A 21,154-nucleotide genomic window follows, 5' to 3' on the forward strand; every position below is an offset into this window, starting at 1 on the left:
TCTCCTAATTATTTTCTTCTAAAAGACCCACCTGTTTCAAGTAAGTCTATTGAACCCAAAGCTATTCCTGTCCCTTTTGCAACACAAGACAATGGCTCCTCTGCTATTGTAACAGTTATCCCTGTTCTTTGTTCTATTATTTTATCCAATCCGTATAATAATGAACCTCCACCAGTCATTATTATACCAACATCTCCTATATCTGCTGCTAATTCAGGGGGTGTTTTTTCTAAAACAGCATGAGTGGCAACTACTATTTGCTCAACACATTCTCTAAGTGCTTCTAGCATTTCTGTTGAATTTATAGTTATAGAACTAGGAAGCCCTGTAATTAAGTTTCTTCCTGTTATCTTCATATATTTTTCTTCTTCTCTCTTAAATGCAGAACCGATTTCAAACTTAATTTTCTCTGCTGTTCTTTCACCTATAAGAAGATTGTGTTGTTTTTTCATATACTTAACTATAGAATCATCAAATCTATCTCCACCAACTTTTATAGATTCACTTACAACAGCTCCTCCTAGAGATATTACGGCTATATCCACAGTCCCTCCACCAATATCTATAATCATATTACCATTAGGTTGTGATATGTCTACTCCAGCTCCTATGGCTGCTGCTATTGGTTCTTCTATGATATATACTTCTCTAGCTCCGGCTTGTCTAGTAGCATCCTCTACTGCTCTTTTTTCTACTTCTGTAACACCAGTTGGCACACATACCATAATTCTTGGCATGAAGAATCTTCCAAATCCTTTTTTATCAACTATCTTATCTATAAAAGATTTTAACATCTTCTCAGTTACATCATAATCCGAAATTACACCATCTCTTAAAGGTCTTATAGCAACTATATTACTTGGTGTTCTTCCTATCATTTTTTTAGCTTCTTCTCCCACAGCTAAAACAGAATCTGTCCTATTATCTATTGCTACAACAGATGGTTCTTCTAAAACGATTCCCTTACCACTAACATAAACAAGTACGTTTGCAGTACCTAAATCTATGCCTATATCAGCTCCAGCCATTTTTTCAACTCCTTCATTTATATATTAGATTATATTATAAGTCTACTTTAATACTCCTATAATAAAGCATATACAAAAAACTCGCTTTAATCAAGAGAAAATAAATGTTTTGAGGGTATTATTATTTTGCTATTTATAATTATTTAATATATTTATTACAATAATCTAATTCAATAAAAAAAGTAGGTTTTTAACCTACATTTTTTTATGTTCCTTCTCATACTTTAATTTAGTTGCTAATCCCCCTCTAATATGTCTCTCTGATTTATTCTTGTCTAGCACACTTTTAACTTCTTTGGCAAGGGATGGATTTATTTCCTTCAATCTTTCTGTAACATCCTTGTGAATTGTACTTTTACTTACTCCAAATGTCTTGGCGGTTTGTCTTACTGTAGTGTTTTTTTCAAGTATATATTTTGCTACCACTATGGCCCTTTCCTCTATATGAGATCTCAAAGATTACCCCCCTCACATAATAGCTTTAATGATATATATGTAAAAACACCAAAAAATATAACAAGCTTAACCAAATATGATTAAACTTGTTATACTTTTACTTAATTAGACTCATTGGGTCTATAGATTTCTCTCCATTATATGCCTCTAAGTGTACATGGATACCCTCTTCACTTTCTATTTGAGAAGTACTTCCTACAGTACCTAGAGATTGTCCTTCTGTTACCTTTTGTTCTTTTTTAACACTAACATTTTCATCTAAATTTGAATATACAACTACAATATTATTGTCACTTTTTATTTTTACTGATTTTCCATATTCTTCATCATCAAATACATCTACTACCATTCCGTTTAATAGAGATTTTATTTCTTTACCTTTAGTACAGCTAACATCTACACCTTTATGAGTCTCCCAGACATCTAGTGTTTTTGAATAACTAGGTTCTTTTTCTGAATATCCTCTTATTATTTTATCTCCAATGTAGTTTAATTTTGTTGTACTCGACTTATTTTCCTCTTTTGACTTAGCTTTTTCTAAGTTTTGTTTTGAATCTGTTGAAGTGGGAATAGCATCTTTCTTATCTTTTTCAATTAAATGTATTTCCTCTTCACTATCTTTATTAGCATTTTCTATCATGCCTTTATTAGAAGCTAATTTATCTACATTATTATTTGTAAACCAAACTCCACCTACTGCTAATAAACAAACACATACAAATAAAGATAAATAAAAACCATCTTTTTCTAATAGCTTTTTCTTCATTTTGCACCTCCAAATATATTTCTACATTTGGATTATTGACGTGTTTTTGGTATTTTATACAATTATTAGTATATATCTTTTATTTTTGTATCTGTGTAGTAATGTGATAATATATCATAATATTTATAGCCTTCTTCTGCCATTCCTTCTGCTCCCCACTGGCTCATACCAACACCATGACCATATCCTTTTACTACAAAATCTATGTATCCTTCTCCAAACTTTATGTCAAAATTTGCAGAGTTCAACTTAAAAACAGTTCTAATGTCTTTTCCAGTCAACTCTTTATTTCCTAGTTTTATTTTCTCTACAGTTCCTGCATCACTTCTTTGAGTTATTGAAACTTGTTTACTTAAATTATTTGCATCTATTACAATAGTACTATATGCTCTTCTAAGACTCTTGACAAAGTCTGTATTACTTATTTTAAGTGTGGATGCAAACTTAGGAGAATACTTATCATAAGGACTTTCTACAGATTTTAAATAAGGATATTTTGCAGAAAATACTTCTTCACTGTTTTCTGTTTTTCCTGAAGATGTAGAAAAGTAAAGAGGAAGTATTGCCTTATCACTATAAGTTATTATCTGTCCTTTAGTTCCTCCAACTGCTTCTTGGATTTTAGAGTATTTGTTCTTAATCCATTCTTCTCCATTTAACTTTTTGAGAGTAGCATAACTTTTGTATTCCTGACAGTGCTTATAGTCAGTACATACTACTGCATTTTTATGTTTACCTGATTGTCCATGCTCTTGCTTATATACTACATATGTTCTAGCTGCCACAGCTTGAGCTTTTAAAGCTTCTATGTCAAAATCTGAAGACATCTCACCAGCTATCACTCCACATAAATAATTTTCCATGTCCATTTTTTCAGTTTTTCCTGTTATATGATTGTACACATTGATGATTGGTGTTTTTTTATTGACAGTTTCATAGTTCACTATCTTTTTTTCTTCTTCATTACTTTCTTCTTTAATATCGCTTTTTTTAATAGTTTTGTTTATAGAAACTGACTTCTCTGGTTTTTCAGTTAGTTCTACATTTTTATAAGAGACTAAAGTTATAAGTGATGGAACTAACACAGAGCAAGTCACGAATCCTAACAAAACAACCAATGGGTTCTTCATATACTCTCCTCCTTAGCTTTTAAAACCTTGTATTTAAGTATATGAACAACCCTATTAATTTATAACTTTCTTCTCTAAACCAATTATTAATCTTCTACTATTTCGATTCGACCACCTAATGCTGTTATCTTCTTATCTATATCAACATAACCTCTTTGAATATGGTATATTTCTCCTATTTGAGTTTCTCCTTCTGCTATAAGACCACATAAAATAAGTGCTGCACCTGCTCTTAAATCAGTAGCATTTACTGCTGCACCATGTAATTCATCTACACCATTAACAACAGCACTTCTTCCATCTATTTTTATATTAGCTCCCATTCTATTAAACTCTGCAACATGCATAAATCTATTTTCAAAAACAGTTTCTATAACTACACCAGTTCCATTTGCTACAGTAAGCATAGCCATAAATTGTGCTTGAACATCTGTAGGAAACCCTGGATGTGGTAAAGTCTTTATATCTATTGGTTTTAACACCTTTGGACCCACTACTCTAACAGAATTGTCCATCTCTGTAATTTCACAACCAGCTTCTCTTAATTTAGCTACAACTGGCTTTAAATGCTCCATTAAAACATTTTCAACAGTTATATCACCTTTTGTCATAGCTGCTGCAACCATATAAGTTGCTGCTTCTATTCTATCTGGAATTACATTATGTTCTGCTCCTTTTAGCTCTTTAACACCTTTTATCTTTATAGTGTTAGTACCTGCACCTTTAACATCTGCTCCCATTTCATTCAAAAAGTTTGCTAAATCTACTATCTCTGGCTCTTCTGCTGCGTTTTCTATTATTGTAGTACCTTCTGCTAAAGAAGCCGCCATCATTATATTTTCAGTTGCTCCAACAGATGGGAAATCTAGATATAATTTATTTCCTACTAACTTTTCTGTTGCTGCTTCAACAAATCCATGGTCCATCTCTATGTTTGCACCTAAAGCTTTAAATCCTTTTAAATGTAAATCTATAGGTCTTGTTCCTATAGCACATCCTCCTGGCATAGAAATTTTTGTACTATTAAATCTAGCAAGTAATGGTCCCATAACCAAAAAAGAAGCTCTCATCTTTCTTACAAGCTCATATGGAGCTTCACAAGTCTTTATATTACTTGCATCAACAGTAAGTGTATTTTCTTTATATTCAACCTCTGCTCCTACATGTCTTAATAAATCTGATATAACATGAACATCTCTTAAATTTGGTACTCCATTCAATGTTGATTTTCCGTTCGCTAATAAAGTCGCTGCTATTATTGGTAAAACTGCATTTTTTGCACCATCTATTTTAACACTACCTTTAAGTGGATTACTCTTTTTTACTATTATCTTAGCCATATTTTTTGATCTCCTCATAATTAATAATCTAATTTTATAATTGGTGTGGCAATATATATGAGTGTTTTTCCTTCATCCTCATTATATCTAATTCCTATATTTAAATTAATTTTTTCCCCTAAATATTCTAAATCATCATCATTTAATACTTTACTATATGCTGTTACTGATAAAAAGTTTACGTCTTTAACTTTATCTATTTGCTTAGCATTCATATTATATAATATTTTTTGTAAAATATCATCATATTTGTTGTTTTGTAACCTTTTTGTGTATTCTCCAACAATACAAGCAGACACATCTACTTGAGATGAATATTTATTTAACACATTTTCTACGTTACTATAAATATCCTCTTTATGTTTATATACTTTGTTATCCAATATGTCAACTATTATGTAACTTTCTTTATTATTTTTATTTATTCCTTTTATGGAAATTTCTTTATCGCTACCTTTTATAGTAGCACATAATTGCATTTTATCGCCATACCCTTTTTGATTCCAATTTATTCCTTTTCCATCTAGCTTTAGATTGTTAATTATTTCTATAAAAATATTACGAAACTCTTTATTTGATAAATTATAATTTATAACAGAATTAATTTTAACATTATAAAATTTAAAGTCTGCTTCCGAAATTTCAAGTGCATTAGTTAATTTATTATACCTAGTATTTATACTTGTATCTGCATAAGATATCGTCATCCCTATAGTCATTAATATAAAAAAGCATATAGCTAATTTTATCCTTTTCATAATAAAAAATCCCCCTTAAATATGTTTTTCCTTATAACAGAATTATTAACAAATTTAAGAGAGATATACTTTCTCAATAGGTATTTTTATGCATTTTGCAATTTTATATTCATTAAATGTTTCTCAAACTCTTTGATACCAATTCTTTCTAATACTTTACTTATTCTTTCTCCTGGACTTGCTAATTGTTTATATGTATTAAATACATCTTGAACTAATTCTTCTATATTATCTTCTGTATACAGATTACTAAGTCTGTCTCCAAATCTATAACCTCTTCCCATTCTACCACCAAGATAAACAGCTAATCCTTTTTTATCAACTTCCATAGCTCCAAATGGACATACCTGAGCACATTTTCCACAATTTACACACTCTTCTTTATTCCACACTAGTTTCTTATTTTCCATATATACTGATTTTTGTCTACAAGATGATGTACATAATCCACAATTTTTACATTTATCTTCATTAAATTTTACATATACTTGCCCTACAATACCTACATCATTAGTATTCGCTTTTGCACAATTGTTTGGACATCCAACTAGAGTAATCTTAGTTTTAGATGGTAAATCATATCCAAAATATAAATCATGTAACTTTCCACATAATTCTTGTGTATCATATATTCCATGTTGACATACAGTACCTTTACATGCAACTAGTGGTCTTACTTTCTTTCCTGTACCACCATGTTCTAAACCTACAGTTTTTAAATCGTCTTTTATTGAATCTATATCTTCATATTTTATCCATGGTATTTCCACAGCTAGTCTAGTAGTAACACCCAAATAACCTCTACCATATTTCTCAGATAACTTTGACAAGTTAATAAGTTGTTCTGCTGTAAAGTTTCCAGCTCTACTTAATATTCTTATTGAGAAATATCCCTCTTGACTTTGAGCCAATATCCCCTCAGCTTTCAGCTTTGCTTTTTCATCTTTGCTAATCATCTCTTACACCTCATAATATAAATTTATAATTCTATACTGCTAATAATATGTTTAAATAAGTCTATATTTATATAATCATATTCTAACTCTGTTTATATTTTAAAACATAACAAAGGTATATTCAACTTAGTAAAGAGAATACACCTTTATATTAAGTAATTCTATTGTACTTTAAAAGACTCTATTTATACGCTCCAACTTCAATTTGATTTGAGTTATCAAGACTCCATCCCATCCAGCCATCACTATAAAGAGATGTTTCTTCAACACCCATTACATTTGTATATGTTAATACCTCAGCAGCACGCCATCCACTTCCACACATGAATATAAGCTGTTTATTCACATCTATACTTTCTTTATTCCACATTTCTAAAATCTCATATTTATTTCTCATTGTGTCATCAATATTACGATATTCTTCTAGTGAAACACTATCACTACCTGAATGCCCATATAAAGCCCCTGGTACACGTCCCTTTTTATCATAATATGTATATCCAGATATTTTACCTATATGCTCATCCCAAGTACGAATATCTACTAATGCACATTTATTTCTTTCTTTTAGTCTTTGCTTTAATTGAGATGTTGTAACAATTAATTGCGGGTTGACTGGAATATTTGCTCCAAAATTAGTGCATGAATGCCTTGAGTTACTAGTAAATTCTAATTCATATCCTGCTGATATCCATGAATTTATTCCACCATTTAAAACCCTTACATCTCTTACTCCTATATATCTTAATATAACAGCTAGTCTATAAGATGCCATAGTTGTACTGCTTGAAACTATTACAGTATCATCCTTCGTAAATCCATAATTTAATGCAAACTGAGTCAGATTATTATCATTGTCTAGCATCCATGTTGGAGGTGGTTCTATAATATCAGTATTTATATGAACACTTGTAGGTATATGACCTTTCGCATACGATTCTTTTTCTTCTCCCCAACTTGCTTCAATCATTTTTATATGTTTGGAATTTTCAAATGTCTCTGGTATTCCCCCATCCAGTATTTCTTTTATTATAGAAGCTGGTACTATCATTTGATAATTTTTATATCTTTCCATTGGAAGATTCTCATTCTCTGCCCATTGATTAACATCATATTTATATAAATACTTATATCCCTTTTTAAACAAATACTCTGCTACAAGTAAAGCATCTTTTCCATTGGCATCATATAATACTATATTTTTATTTAAATCAATTCCCTTAGTTCTCAGTGCTTGCTCTAGTACTTCATCTTTTTTATCTGAGTATACACTTAACCAATTAGCAGAGAAATCTACAGCACCTTTTATATGTCCTCCTCTTTTTACTCCATCTAACTTCCATCCATTATATGCATCATTTAAACGAGTATCAACTACAATCCAAGATTTATCTTGTATTTTTTCTTGTAAAATTTCAGTAGAAATTGATTCAAGATTAATAAAAAAATCTTCTTTATTTTTCTTTTTAAAATCATCCGACATAATTTATTCTCCTATTTATAATATTTTTTTATTTGAAATTATTTCATTAAATTAAAACTGTTTTCTCATAAAGTATTAAATTAATTATAACAAAAAAACATGCTTAATTCTTATAAAAAAGCTCATCCTATAAAATACAAACAATAGAATGAGCTTTTTAATAAATATTATCTATTTAATTTTTAATATATTTTTATTCAACTGTTACTGATTTAGCTAGATTTCTTGGTTTATCAACATCGCATCCTCTTAATACAGAAACATGGTAAGCAAGTAATTGCATTGGTACAACTGCTAATATAGGAGATAAAATATCATCTGAATTTGGTATATAGATTATTCTATCAGCAGCTTTCTCAACATCCTTATTGTGACTTTGAGCTATAGCTACCACATAAGCACCTCTTGCTCTTACTTCCTCCATATTAGAAACCATTTTTTCAAATAATTTTTCTTGAGTAGCTATAGCAATTACAGGAGTTCCTTTTTCTATTAAAGCTATTGTTCCATGCTTTAATTCTCCTGCTGCAAAAGCTTCTGCATGTATATATGAAATCTCTTTTAATTTTAATGAACCTTCCATTGCTAAACTATAATCTATCCCTCTTCCTAAATAGAATGCATGATCAGAACTCACAACTGTTTTAGCAATTTCTTTTATATATTCTTCGTTATCTAGTATTTCTTGTATCTTTGATGGTATTTCTTTCATCTTAGAAATCATACTATCATAAAATTCTCTATTTATTGTTCCTTTCTTAATAGCAAAGTCTAGAGCTATCATATATAGAGAAGTTATTTGAGTAGTATATGCCTTAGTTGATGCAACTGCTACTTCAGGACCTGCCCAAGTATAGAAAACATCATCTGATTCTCTAGCTATAGATGAACCTACAACATTAGTTATAGAAAGTATTCTTGCTCCTTTAGCTTTTGAGTCTCTTAATACTGCTAAAGTATCTGCTGTTTCACCAGATTGACTAACTAATATTACTAATGAATTTTCATCTACAAATGGGTCACTATATCTAAACTCTGATGCTATATCAGTTATTACTGGTATATTTACAAATTTTTCTATAGCATACTTACCAAGTAATCCAGCATTATATGCTGTTCCACAAGCCACTATATAAACTTTATTTATTTTATCTAAATCTTCTTTAGAAATATTTATACTATCTAAAACTATGCTTCCATTGTCATCAAGTCTTCTTTCTAGCGTTTCTCTAACACCTGTTGGTTGCTCATGAATTTCTTTTGACATAAAGTAATCATATCCACCTTTAGATGCAGCCTCTACATCCCAAGTTACATGGAATACTTCTTTTTCTACTAGATTTCTATTAGAATCATAAACTGTTACGTTCTCATCTTTTAGATGAACTATTTCTCCATTTTCTAAGAAATAAACATCTCTAGTGTATTTTAATAAGGCAGGTATATCTGACGCTATAAAGTTTTCTCCTTCACCAACACCAACTACAAGAGGACTATCTTTTCTTACTGCAACTAGTTCATTTCCATGTTCTTTACAGATAACACCTAGTGCATAAGCTCCTCTTAATTTTGATATAGTTTTGTATACAGCATCTAATAAATTACCTTCATAATATTTATCTACTAAATGTGCTATTACTTCTGTATCTGTCTGAGATTCAAATTTAACACCTTCAGAGATTAACTCCTCTTTTATTTCCATATAATTTTCTATTATCCCATTATGAACAACTGCTATTGTTTTAGCTTGATTAAAATGAGGATGAGAGTTTACATCAGATGGTTCTCCATGAGTTGCCCATCTTGTATGCCCTATTCCCAAATTTCCATCAATAGGATTCTTTTCTAAATCCTCTGCCAATACAGAAAGTCTACCTTTAAATTTTCTGATATCAAGCTCTTCTCCATTAGAATTATTAACTGCTACTCCTGCAGAGTCATAACCTCTGTACTCTAGCTTAGAAAGTCCTTCTACTATAACTTCTGCTGCCTTTCTACTTCCTAAATATCCAACTATTCCACACATTATTTGTGTCCTCCTAAAAAATATTATTTATATATTTTAAGAGTTAGGTCATATAAGTTTACTTTGGCTTCCCTTTGTCCATAGGATTACTCCTATTATTTAAAGAAGTCTTTCGATGGTAAACACACCGCAGAGCATCCGCCGACAATTCGATTAACTCTGACCTCGTCAACTTAGTTCCTATGTTACTTAATAATTATGTCTATAACTAAGTTCTGGCGCTTAGAAAGGTGCTCTCAGTATTTATACCTGAGAATACCCTTATAAATTACGATAATTTTTCTTGTATAAGATTAGCTAAATTTGTTGCTAATTCTTTTATTTGACCTTCCTCTTTACCCTCTAACATAACTCTAACTAATGGCTCAGTTCCTGATGGTCTTATCAAAACTCTACCATTTCCATCTAAAATAGATTCTATTCTTTCTATCTCAGTTTTTATTTCTGGATATTCCATATATTTAGTTTTATTTTCATTTTTTATTGTTGCATTTACTAATACTTGTGGATATTGACTCATTATTGATGCAAGCTCTGATAAAGGTTTCTTTTCTTGCAAGATTATATTTGCAAGTATTAAAGAACTAAGTACTCCATCTCCAGTTGTATTGTAATCTAAGAATATCATATGTCCAGATTGTTCTCCACCAAGATTGTATCCATTCTTAACCATATCCTCTAAAACATACCTATCTCCAACTGCTGTAGTAGATAAATTTATTCCATTTTCTTTAGCAGCTATTGTTAATCCTATGTTACTCATAACTGTAACTACTAAAGTATCTTGTGCTAATTTATTATTTTTCTTTAAATTTAAAGCACTCAATATCATTATATGGTCTCCATCAACAATTTGACCCTTTTCATTTACAGCAATTAATCTATCGGCATCTCCATCATATGCAAGACCTAAGTCAGCATTATGTTCCAAAACAGCATTTTGAAGTTGTTCTGGATGTGTAGAACCACATTTATAATTTATATTATTTCCATCTGGTGAGCTATTTATTGAAATTACACTTGCTCCTAATTCATCAAATACTATTGGTGCTACTTTATATGATGCACCATTTGCACAATCCAATACTACTTTTAATCCTTTAAAATCGGTACTTATTATTGATTTCAGATAGTCTACATAGTCCCTTTGTGCATAATGTTCATGTAACTTTCTTCCTACATTTTCCCCAATTGGTAGACATTCAATTTTATCTATATCATCTATATACTCTTCTATTTTTAATTCAATTTCATCATCCAATTTATATCCATTCTTATTAAAGAATTTAATTCCATTATATTCAACAGGATTATGAGATGCAGATATAACCACGCCACAATCAGCACCATATTTTCTAGTTAAATATGCCACTGCAGGTGTTGGTATTATTCCAACAGTAATAACATCACATCCAACAGACATAAGTCCTGCTATTAAAGATGCTTCTAACATATCTCCTGATATTCTCGTATCTTTACCTACCACTACTTTTACCCTGTGGTCTCCTTGAGCTAAGACAAAACCACCAGCTCTACCAAGTTTATATGCTAAGTCACATGTTAATTCTGTATTTGCTACTCCTCTAACTCCATCAGTTCCAAAATACTTTCTCACTAAAGATTCTCCTTCCATAATTGAAAAGCTTGCAATTTATATTATATTTTTATAGTTCATAAAATATCATTATATTCTTAATTTCAGTCATAAAAACATTTTAATACTTATCAGCAAAAAAGACAATAGAAATAATTCTATTGTCTTTTTTTTGACATCTTTTTTCTTTATTAGTTAGTTGCTACAGAACATGCAGCATCCATACCTTTTTGTAGAGCTTCTCTGTTTAATGGAACGAATTTTTCTTTTCTAGGTCCGAAAACTTTCTTAAATGCTTCTAATACAGATTCTATATCTACAGTATCAGCTACTTTTAAGTAAGCTCCTAACATTATCATATTAGCAACTTTGTCATTTCCTAACTCAACTGCTAATTCATTTGCTGGTATATAATAAACATCTACATCTGTTCTTTCAACTTTTTCTTTTATTAAAGAGCTATTTACTATTATTTTTCCACCAGGAATTACATCATCTTTGAATTTTTCAAATGCTGGTATGTTTAATAATATAGCTGCAGTTGCATCATCTGTTATAAGTGGAGAACCAACTGGTTCACTAGATACAGTTACTGCACAGTTTGCTGTACCTCCACGCATTTCTGGTCCATAAGATGGTAACCAAGAAACTTCTTTTCCTTCTAGCATTCCTGCATAAGTAAGTAATTGTCCCATAGACATAACACCTTGGCCTCCGAAGCCTGCACATATTACTCTAGCTGTAGACATTTACTTCACCTCCTCAACTTCAACATTTTTGAAATTTCCTAATGGATAGTATGGTATCATATTGTCTCTTAACCATTGTAAAGCATCATTTGGAGCTAGTCCCCAGTTTGTAGGACAAGTAGATAATACTTCTACTATTCCAAATCCTAATCCTGCTTGTTGAACTTGGAATGCTTTCTTTATAGCTTTTTTAGCTTGTCTAACATGAGCTGGAGTATCAACTGCTACTCTTTCTACAAATACAGCTCCTGTTAATGTAGCTAACATTTCACTTACTCTTATTGGATAACCTTGAGTTTCAGCATTTCTTCCTGATTGAGCAGTAGTAGCTCTTTGTCCAACTAGTGTAGTTGGAGCCATTTGCCCACCAGTCATACCATATGTTGTATTGTTTACAAATATAGTAGTTATTTTTTCTCCTCTAGCAGCTGCATGAACTATTTCAGCAGTACCGATTGAAGCTAAGTCTCCATCACCTTGATAAGTGAATACTGTATTTTCAGGATGAACTCTTTTTATTCCTGTAGCAGCTGCTGGTGCTCTACCATGAGCAGCCTCTTGAGTGTCACAGTTAAAATATTTATATCCTAGAACTGAACATCCAACTGGAACAACACCTACAGCATCACCTAATACTCCTAATTCTTCTAATACTTCACCAACTAATCTATGGATTATACCATGTGTACATCCTGGACAGTAGTGAGTTTGAGTATCTTGTAATCCTTCAGTTTTCTTAAATACAACAGCCATTATCTAGCACCTCCTGCAACCAATTCTCCGGCAATAATTTTTTTAGCTTTTTCAACTATTTCTGCTGGTGTTGGAGTCATTCCTCCTGGTCTTCCATGGAAGTAAACTGGTAATTTACCTTCTACTGCCATTTTAACATCTTCCACCATTTGTCCCATACTCATTTCAACAGTTAATATGTTTCTAGCATTAGGAATTTGGTCAAATGCTTCAAATGGGAATGGCCATAATACTTTAGGTCTTATAAGACCTGCTTTTATTCCTTCTTCTCTTAATATATCAATTGCGCTTTTTACTACTCTTGAAGTAGTTCCATAAGCTGCAAATACAAATTCAGCATCTTCTGTTTTGTACATTTCGTATTGAACTTCATTTTTTTCCATTGCTTCAAATTTTTCTTGTAAATGCCAACAATGGTCTTCTAGTACTTCTGGCTCTAAGTATAGAGAGTTTATTACATTAGGTACTCTTTTTCCTTTAGTTCCAACAGTTGCCCAATCTTTAGGAGGCAATTCTCTTTTCTTTTCAGGAGCTTTAAATTCAACTGGCTCCATCATTTGACCTATCATACCATCTGCAACTACCATAACTGGTGATCTGTAGTAATCTGCAACGTCAAAAGCTTCCATTATCATATCAACAGCTTCTTGAACTGTAGCTGGTGCGAATACTGGAGTTCTGTAGTCTCCATTTCCTCCACCTCTTGTAGACATAAAGTAGTCAGCTTGTGAAGGTTGTATACTTCCAAGTCCTGGACCACCTCTCATTACGTTAAGTACAACACAAGGAACTTCTGCACCTACTGCATATGTTATACCTTCTTGTTTTAAAGCAACTCCTGGTGAAGATGAAGAAGTCATAACTCTTGCTCCTGCACCTGCTCCACCATAAACCATGTTTATTGCAGAAACTTCTGATTCAGCTTGAACGAACGCTCCACCTATCTTTGGTAACTCTCTTGATAAATATTCTGGTAATTCACTTTGTGGAGTTATTGGGTAACCGAAGAAATATTTGCAACCAGCTTCTATAGCTGCTTTTCCAAATGCTTCGTTACCTTTCATAAGTATCTTAGCCATTAAAATTCCCCCTTAAATATTAATTAAATTAATCTCTTTCTACTGTTATAACTACATCTGGACACATAGTTGCACAACTTGCACATCCTATGCATTTTTCCATTTCAAAAACAGTTGCTGGGTTATACCCTTTTTTGTTTATTACATTTGAGTCTAATTGTATGATTTTTACTGGACATGCTTCAACGCATAATCCACAACCTTTACAACGTTCTTCATTAAAAGATACTTTTCCTTTAGCCATTTACCTAAGCCTCCTTAAACTTTCTATATATTTGAGCTCAAACTACATCCAATCTTCTCTCATATATAATTTTATAGGAAAAATTTCTCCTTCTATGTCTTTTGGTAACTGTTCAACAAGATTTTCTAAACATGCAACATATCTTATAGGTATATTACATTTCTCAGAAACTTCTTTTGCAACTTTCTGTCCTCTTAAAACGTCATCAATAGTAGTAAATCTAATAAGATGAGTATTATTAATTAGACCTGTTACCTTTAACTTAGAAGATTTTTCTATTTCCTTTATATATTGGATAACTTCTTCAGAAGTTTGAGTTTTCTCCCTATTTGCATTTATTACAAAAAGCATATCATAGTCGCCTTCTTTTAACAAATGACTAAATCTTCCTATAACTCTGGCACCTACATTATCTCCACCTAAATCTATAACAGAATTGTATGAATTGTCCACCATAGGAGACATTACTTCTGCTGATACTGCTGGTAAGTCTAATGTTGGAGCATTGATTGAGCTATCAATTGGTTGTATACCTAAAGATTTCATTAGTTCTTTCTTTTCTCTAGTTCTAAAGTATACATTTACCACATCTAAATCGGCTATAGCAACTTTGCCAGAAACCATATCTCTTAATTTAATAACATAGTTCATCGCAAATTCACTTTTACCACTTCCATAGTGACCAGTTATGATTCTTATTCTTTTATCATTAGTTATCATAAACTTGGGCCTCTTCTTCACCAGTTAAAACTCTAAGTCCACCTTGAGCTAATGCAATCATTTCATCTTCTCCTGGATAAACTTTTACATCTGCTATAAATTTAACTCTATCTGTAATCATTTCTGTAAACATTTTTGAATATGCGATTCCACCAGTTAATAGTATTGCTTTTACATCTCCCTTAAGAACTGCTGCATTAGCTCCTATTTCTTTAGAGATTTGATATGCCATAGCTTCATATAATAATTTAGCCTTTTCATCACCAGCTTCAATTCTTTCTTCAACTTCTCTAGCATCATTAGTATTTAAATATGCAACTAATCCACCATTACCTTTTATTTTCTTTTTAATTTCATCTTGAGTATATTTTCCACTAAAGCACATTTTTACTAATGCACCTACTGGTAATCCACCACTTCTTTCTGGAGAGAAAGGACCTTCTCCATCTAATGCGTTTGCAACATCTACTATTCTACCATTTTTATGAGCTCCAACAGAAACTCCTCCACCCATGTGAGCAACTATAAGATTTATATCTTCGTATTTCTTACCTATTTCTCTAGCATATCTTCTTGCTATTGCCTTTTGATTTAGAGCATGTACTACACTTGCTCTGCTTATTTCAGGCATACCAGAAATTCTAGCGATATCTTCTAATTCATCCACAACAACAGGGTCTACTATGTATGAAGGAACATTTACTTCATCACCTATTTGCTTTGCTATTATTCCACCTAAGTTTGAAGCATGTTCTCCTAAAACTCCTACTTTTAAATCTTCAATCATAGCAGCACTTACTGAATAAGTACCACCTTTTATAGGTTTAAGAAGTCCTCCTCTACCTACTACAGCATCTAATTCAGATGTTTTTACTCCACCTTCTTTTAGAGCTTCTTCTATTACTTGTTTACGGAATTCAAATTGGTCTGACACTTTCTCATATTTTCCTATTTCTTCTGAAGAATGTCTTAAAGTTTTTTCAAATACTAAATCCTCATTATCAAATACAGCTATTTTAGTTGATGTCGATCCAGGATTTATTGTTAAGATTTTAAATATTTTGCTCATTTGCCTATTTCCCCCTTAAATTTAAGCCTTTGCTGCCATTAAAACACCTAAAGCTATTGAGTTAAGTTTAGTTTCTTCACTATCTGCTCTAGAAGTTAGTATTATTGGTGCTTTAGCTCCAACTATAACTCCTGCATTTTTTGATTTTGAGAAGAATACTAAAGCTTTATATAATATGTTACCACCTTCAATATCTGGAGCTAATAATATATCAGCTCTTCCTGCTACAGGATGATTTATACCTTTATGTTTAGCTGCTTCTAAAGACACCGCATTATCAATTGCAAAAGGTCCACCAACCATACAACCTTTGATTTCTCCTCTTTCATACATTTCTTCTAGTTCTTTAGCTTCAACTGTATCTTTCATTTTTGGATTTACTTTTTCTTTTGCGCATATTGCAGCAACTTTTGGTTCGTTTATATCTAATGAATGTGCTACTGTGCAAGCATTTTCTATGATTTGCTTTTTAGTATTTGTATCAGGAGCTAAGTTCATAGCTGCGTCAGTTATGAAAAATAATCTGTCATATCCCTCTACATCAAATACTGCTACATGACTTAATACATTTCCAGTTCTAAGACCTACTTCTTTATTTAAAACTGCTTTTAGTATTATTGATGTGTCTACTAAGCCTTTCATTACCATGTCGGCTTTTCCTTGTGAAACTAATTCAACAGATTTTAGAGATGCTTCTGCTAAATCTTTTATATCTATCAGTTCATAATTTTCGATATCCATGTCTATGCTTTTTGCAATTTCTTTAGTCTTTTCTATATCACCTACTAAAATAGCATCTGCTATTTTTTCTTTTCTAGCCATCTCAACTGCCATTAAAACTTCTTTGTCTTGACAACATGCTACTGATATAGTTTTAGGTCCTCTTTCTTTTGCAAACTTAATTACTTCTTCAAAGCTTTTCATGCATTTCCACCTCATCTTGAATTTTTTGAAATAGAACTTTTTATATCTCAATTAAATTATAACTCGTTCAGCAACGTTTTCCTAGGGATAATTGAAATATTTAATTCAAAAATATTTATTTAAATCTATTTATCAGTCTTTTTTCATAATTTCTAGTACTTTTTAGATTTAACAAATATCTCATTGTCCTTATTTTATAATATAACTAAAATAAACAAGATGCAACAAAAACATAAAATTAACAAACTTAATTTTATAGGTTTTTTTGTCGCATCTTGTAACAACTAAATATTCGAAATATTTGTTCATTCCACTTCAACAATATTAGGTTCTATATTTATTTTTTTAAATTGATATGTTGTTTCATATTTTACTTTGTATTTACTATCTTCTTCAGGTCCTTGCGATAAATCGATAAACAATGAAATATCTTTTTTATTTAACTTGCTTAAGTCTTCTGTCGATTCTACTACAACTTTTATATTTACATCAGAAATTATACTTGGATTATCCATATTTGCTGGTATATTTCTTAATTCAATATCCCCTACATTGTATAGAAACTCTGCACTTAACTGTTTTGTTTCATTTAATTTTATTGTTATAGAACTGTCTTCAAGAGTTATACCTTCTGGAACCTCTAAACTCACTTCTTTTTCTCCTCCATCAGCTAAATCAGCTAAATCAACAGGTTTTGTCTTAATATAATTTATTTTGTCTATATTTTCTTTTTTTCCTTTTATTGTAACTTGTTCTGCACTTAATTTATAGTTTTTCAGTGCATCATTATCTTTACCATCCTTCAAGTTCACTCTTATTGGTACCATCTTTTCTTTTAATAATTCTATTTGTGCAGTTACAAAAGATGAGCTTAATGTTACACCTTCAACCTTTGTTCCACTACTATTTAATGGAATTAATTCTAATTTTTTAGAAAAGTCCTCTGTTTGATTTCCAACATCTAAGTTAGCTCTTACACTTTTGACTTCATTAACCAGACTTCTTGGTCCCGAAACATCGACAACATTCTTACTAAGTTCAATTTTGTTTATATTTCTTTTTGAATTTCCACTTACTTCTACCTTTATATCTCTTTTTTCTTTTATATTTTTTTCAAGATTCACTACTAAAACATCATGTTTAAATTCTATAGTGACACCTTGAGGAATATTTGCTTTTAAATATACTTCTTTCTGTCCTTGTATTGGGTCTTCAATAGTTCCATATACATGTATATCCTCTTTTTTTACACTTTGTACCTTTGATAAACTACCTTTTATATATACATCTGCTGTTAATTTTTCGTCTGGATATATAACAAGATTTTTATCTTTTAAATCACTCATGTTACTTATCGATACAGGTATATCCTCAAACCCCTTAGTTTCTTCAGGGTCAACTACAGCCATAACATACATCCATAATGCAATTGCACTTAAAAATGATATTATTTTTATTTTGGTATTATTTTTCAGTCTATTTATCATTTAAATATACCACCTTTGAAAAAACTTCTTGTTTCTGTATTTGTTTTTAGATTACTACGTAATATATTCATCATTCTTTCTCTAGAGATATCTCTATATAACTTACCTGATTTAGCGATTGAAACGCCTCCAGTTTCTTCAGACACAATCAGTGTAATACAGTCAGATACTTCACTTACACCTATTCCCGCTCTATGTCTAGTACCTAAATCTTTGCTTAAATCCTTACTTTCTGTCAGAGGTAAAAAACATGCAGCTGCCTTTACTTTGGAATCTCTAATTACAACAGCTCCATCATGTAGTGGTGTATTTGGTATAAATATATTTATTAATAGCTGTCTAGAAATCTCAGCATCAATAATAGTTCCTGTATTTATTATGTCACTTATTCTAGTTTCTCTTTCCATTATGATAAGAGCGCCTATCTTTTGTCTAGAAAGTGAATATAATGCCTCTACAATTTCCTCTATATTTCTATTAAGAGTCTCTTCTGATGTATTTACATTCTTTCCAAATAAATTAAATTTTGCTCTTCCTATATGCTCAAGTCCTGCTCTAAATTCTGGCTGGAAAATTATAAGGGCAGCTATAACTCCATAATCTAGAGCTTTAAGAGATATCCAATAAACGGTATGCAGTTTAAAAGTGTTACTAAGTTGAGTTGCTAGTAAAAGAAATATTATCCCTTTAAATACTTGTTCTGCTCTTGTATCTTTTATAAACATAAATATTTTGTAAAAAATATACGCTACTATAGATATGTCAATTAAATCATATATACTCATTCTTAATATTATATTAAAAAATCCATTTAAAAAAGAATTTATATCTAACACAGTTTTATCCTCCTGTTTGATAACTTCTTAATTATTTACACTATGTATTATACTATATAAATCTAACTCTATACAAACTATTTAACTTTTGTGTAAATAATTCTAATTTTATGGTTCGAGATTGTTAAATAATCTCTAAAGACATAAAAAATATTGATTCAATAAATGTATATTTTTATTAAAGTTAGTTTTAGGTCAAATAATTCAAACCATCAAGGCGCGAATACAAAATAGTACTCGCGCCTTAACACAGTTTTATGCTATAGAACCTATTTAATATATCATTAATTAATATATATTTACTAAAATAAATTTTATAATCTGCTCATTAATTATATAACTGAAACATTATATATCATAAATATTATCTTATTAACTTATTAATGTAATTCTTGCCTTAAAATAATAATCTGCTTTATAACTAGTCTAGATAAATTTATTTTAATATACTACTACAAATACTATTAGAAATTATTTTCTATAGGTAAAATAACACACATATTCTCAGACTTATGCATCTATTACCTATACTATTATAATTCATTTAGTATAACCTATAAATGTTACATTACATTGTCAATTCTCTATAATACTTAATTTTTCATAATTCATTATATAAGTACAATTAATCTATAAATTAATTAATCATTCTAATATATTAATACTATAAAGTATACAATATAATGTATATAGACTTTATCCTATAGTTAGTGATTCTTTCTAACTAGAACTTTTATAAACGTCTTGTAAACTATTATACATTAGCATTTATATGTTTACAATATTAATGAATATACTGTAACTCTTACAAGGTTTAAAGTTTGTAAAGAAAAAGACACAGGTAATATACATGTATCCTGTGTCTTTTTAAACAATATAAAAGTTTACTATAAAATATAGTAAACTTTTCTTAATGAGCGCACAGGGATTCGAACCCCGGACACACGCCTTAGAAGGGCGTTGCTCTATCCAGCTGAGCTATGCACCCAAGTTATTATGGAGCGGGAAACGAGATTCGAACTCGCGACTTCAACCTTGGCAAGGTTGCGCTCTACCACTGAACTATTCCCGCTTATTTAGTTTGGCGACCTGGAAGGGGTTCGAACCCTCGACCTCCAGCGTGACAGGCTGGCATTCTAACCAACTGAACTACCAGGCCGCAAATGGTGGGACCAACAGGGCTCGAACCTGTGACCCCCTGCTTGTAAGGCAGGTGCTCTCCCAGCTGAGCTATGGTCCCATTTTTGGAGCGGGTGAAGGGGATCGAACCCTCACAGCTGGCTTGGAAGGCCAGAACTCTACCATTGAGCTACACCCGCATATTTAATTGGTGACTCGTAGGGGAATTGAACCCCTGTTACCGCCGTGAAAGGGCGGTGTCTTAACCTCTTGACCAACGAGCCGTTTTGATTTTTAATGGTTGCGGAGGCAGGACTCGAACCTACGACCTTCGGGTTATGAGCCCGACGAGCTGCCAACTGCTCCACTCCGCGATATTGTTTATAAGTGCCGAAGACCGGAATCGAACCGGTACGAGAGGTAAGTCCCGCAGGATTTTAAGTCCTGTGCGTCTGCCAGTTCCGCCACTTCGGCTTTTTTGGCTCCAAGGGTGGGGCTCGAACCCACAGCCTACCGGTTAACAGCCGGTTGCTCCACCGTTGAGCTACCTTGGAATATTAACGTGGCTACGTCCTACTCTCCCAGGCAGTTTCCCACCAAGTACCATCAGCGCTAGAGAGCTTAACTTCTGTGTTCG

The 21,154-nt window shown here is 31.5% G+C and carries 19 protein-coding genes and 9 tRNA genes; all 28 read right to left on the reverse strand.

What is annotated here, in order from left to right; translation table 11 throughout:
- Nucleotides 1–8 precede the first annotated feature (8 nt).
- The 28 genes from mreB to KGF38_RS12350 all read right to left on the reverse strand — a co-directional run bounded on the left by mreB (nt 9) and on the right by KGF38_RS12350 (nt 21,071).
- Entirely contained in the window at nt 9–1,028 is a 1,020-nt protein-coding gene (gene mreB / locus KGF38_RS12215; RefSeq protein ID WP_021382530.1) for a rod shape-determining protein MreB, read from the reverse strand.
- A gap of 195 nt (nt 1,029–1,223) precedes the next feature.
- On the reverse strand, nt 1,224–1,484 hold the full coding sequence (gene spoIIID, locus KGF38_RS12220; protein ID WP_044212029.1) for a sporulation transcriptional regulator SpoIIID: 261 nt from the start codon (nt 1,482–1,484) through the stop codon (nt 1,224–1,226).
- A gap of 97 nt (nt 1,485–1,581) precedes the next feature.
- On the reverse strand, nt 1,582–2,250 hold the full coding sequence (locus KGF38_RS12225; protein WP_054268705.1) for a M23 family metallopeptidase: 669 nt from the start codon (nt 2,248–2,250) through the stop codon (nt 1,582–1,584).
- A 65-nt stretch (nt 2,251–2,315) separates the two neighbouring features.
- Nucleotides 2,316–3,380: a stage II sporulation protein D gene (gene spoIID, locus KGF38_RS12230; RefSeq protein WP_054268704.1), complete on the reverse strand. Its 1,065-nt coding sequence runs from the start codon at nt 3,378–3,380 to the stop codon at nt 2,316–2,318.
- 86 nt (nt 3,381–3,466) lie between these two features.
- Nucleotides 3,467–4,720 (reverse strand): UDP-N-acetylglucosamine 1-carboxyvinyltransferase, encoded by a 1,254-nt coding sequence (gene murA, locus KGF38_RS12235; protein WP_054268703.1) that lies wholly within the window; start codon nt 4,718–4,720, stop codon nt 3,467–3,469.
- A 20-nt stretch (nt 4,721–4,740) separates the two neighbouring features.
- Nucleotides 4,741–5,478, reverse strand: a complete 738-nt coding sequence (locus KGF38_RS12240) for a YwmB family TATA-box binding protein (protein ID WP_054268702.1) — start codon at nt 5,476–5,478, stop codon at nt 4,741–4,743.
- 86 nt (nt 5,479–5,564) lie between these two features.
- On the reverse strand, nt 5,565–6,434 hold the full coding sequence (locus KGF38_RS12245) for a 4Fe-4S binding protein (protein WP_074179928.1): 870 nt from the start codon (nt 6,432–6,434) through the stop codon (nt 5,565–5,567).
- 181 nt (nt 6,435–6,615) lie between these two features.
- Nucleotides 6,616–7,917: a rhodanese-like domain-containing protein gene (locus tag KGF38_RS12250; RefSeq protein ID WP_074179927.1), complete on the reverse strand. Its 1,302-nt coding sequence runs from the start codon at nt 7,915–7,917 to the stop codon at nt 6,616–6,618.
- A 193-nt stretch (nt 7,918–8,110) separates the two neighbouring features.
- Entirely contained in the window at nt 8,111–9,943 is a 1,833-nt protein-coding gene (gene glmS / locus KGF38_RS12255) for a glutamine--fructose-6-phosphate transaminase (isomerizing) (protein ID WP_074179926.1), read from the reverse strand.
- 268 nt (nt 9,944–10,211) lie between these two features.
- Nucleotides 10,212–11,558, reverse strand: coding sequence for a phosphoglucosamine mutase (gene glmM / locus KGF38_RS12260; RefSeq protein ID WP_074179925.1), 1,347 nt, complete (start codon nt 11,556–11,558; stop codon nt 10,212–10,214).
- Between the two features lie 170 nt (nt 11,559–11,728).
- Nucleotides 11,729–12,286, reverse strand: a complete 558-nt coding sequence (locus KGF38_RS12265; RefSeq protein ID WP_054268697.1) for a 2-oxoacid:acceptor oxidoreductase family protein — start codon at nt 12,284–12,286, stop codon at nt 11,729–11,731.
- Complete coding sequence (locus tag KGF38_RS12270; protein ID WP_003420710.1) at nt 12,287–13,039, reverse strand: thiamine pyrophosphate-dependent enzyme; 753 nt, start codon at nt 13,037–13,039, stop codon at nt 12,287–12,289.
- A complete protein-coding gene (locus KGF38_RS12275) occupies nt 13,039–14,118 on the reverse strand; it encodes a 3-methyl-2-oxobutanoate dehydrogenase subunit VorB (RefSeq protein WP_021382548.1) in 1,080 nt (359 codons plus the stop codon). The genes KGF38_RS12270 and KGF38_RS12275 overlap by 1 nt, the downstream gene beginning before the upstream one ends.
- Nucleotides 14,119–14,146: 28 nt before the next feature.
- A complete protein-coding gene (locus KGF38_RS12280; protein WP_021382532.1) occupies nt 14,147–14,362 on the reverse strand; it encodes a 4Fe-4S binding protein in 216 nt (71 codons plus the stop codon).
- 42 nt (nt 14,363–14,404) lie between these two features.
- Nucleotides 14,405–15,082, reverse strand: a complete 678-nt coding sequence (locus KGF38_RS12285) for a hypothetical protein (RefSeq protein ID WP_054268696.1) — start codon at nt 15,080–15,082, stop codon at nt 14,405–14,407.
- Complete coding sequence (buk, locus tag KGF38_RS12290; RefSeq protein ID WP_054268695.1) at nt 15,072–16,151, reverse strand: butyrate kinase; 1,080 nt, start codon at nt 16,149–16,151, stop codon at nt 15,072–15,074. Before buk ends, KGF38_RS12285 begins: the two co-directional genes overlap by 11 nt.
- Before the next feature lie 21 nt (nt 16,152–16,172).
- Nucleotides 16,173–17,075: a phosphate butyryltransferase gene (gene ptb / locus KGF38_RS12295; protein WP_021382540.1), complete on the reverse strand. Its 903-nt coding sequence runs from the start codon at nt 17,073–17,075 to the stop codon at nt 16,173–16,175.
- A 305-nt stretch (nt 17,076–17,380) separates the two neighbouring features.
- Nucleotides 17,381–18,562: a YbbR-like domain-containing protein gene (locus tag KGF38_RS12300; RefSeq protein ID WP_074179924.1), complete on the reverse strand. Its 1,182-nt coding sequence runs from the start codon at nt 18,560–18,562 to the stop codon at nt 17,381–17,383.
- The gene (gene cdaA / locus KGF38_RS12305) at nt 18,559–19,398 is read right to left on the reverse strand and encodes a diadenylate cyclase CdaA (protein WP_021382536.1); all 840 of its coding nucleotides are present in this window, start codon (nt 19,396–19,398) and stop codon (nt 18,559–18,561) included. Before cdaA ends, KGF38_RS12300 begins: the two co-directional genes overlap by 4 nt.
- A 914-nt stretch (nt 19,399–20,312) precedes the next feature.
- Nucleotides 20,313–20,386: transfer RNA gene (locus KGF38_RS12310), tRNA-Arg, on the reverse strand.
- A gap of 9 nt (nt 20,387–20,395) precedes the next feature.
- Nucleotides 20,396–20,470: transfer RNA gene (locus tag KGF38_RS12315), tRNA-Gly, on the reverse strand.
- 10 nt (nt 20,471–20,480) lie between these two features.
- Nucleotides 20,481–20,557, reverse strand: a tRNA-Asp gene (locus tag KGF38_RS12320).
- Between the two features lie 5 nt (nt 20,558–20,562).
- A tRNA-Val gene (locus KGF38_RS12325) sits at nt 20,563–20,638 on the reverse strand.
- 5 nt (nt 20,639–20,643) lie between these two features.
- Nucleotides 20,644–20,717, reverse strand: a tRNA-Gly gene (locus tag KGF38_RS12330).
- A gap of 9 nt (nt 20,718–20,726) precedes the next feature.
- A tRNA-Glu gene (locus KGF38_RS12335) sits at nt 20,727–20,801 on the reverse strand.
- Between the two features lie 14 nt (nt 20,802–20,815).
- Nucleotides 20,816–20,891: transfer RNA gene (locus KGF38_RS12340), tRNA-Met, on the reverse strand.
- Nucleotides 20,892–20,905: 14 nt separating this feature from the next.
- Nucleotides 20,906–20,991 (reverse strand) — tRNA-Leu (locus KGF38_RS12345).
- 5 nt (nt 20,992–20,996) lie between these two features.
- Nucleotides 20,997–21,071 (reverse strand) — tRNA-Asn (locus tag KGF38_RS12350).
- Nucleotides 21,072–21,154 lie beyond the last annotated feature (83 nt).

Origin of the sequence: Clostridioides sp. ZZV14-6387, from assembly GCF_020657835.1 — a bacterium.
GTDB lineage: Bacteria > Bacillota > Clostridia > Peptostreptococcales > Peptostreptococcaceae > Clostridioides > Clostridioides difficile_A.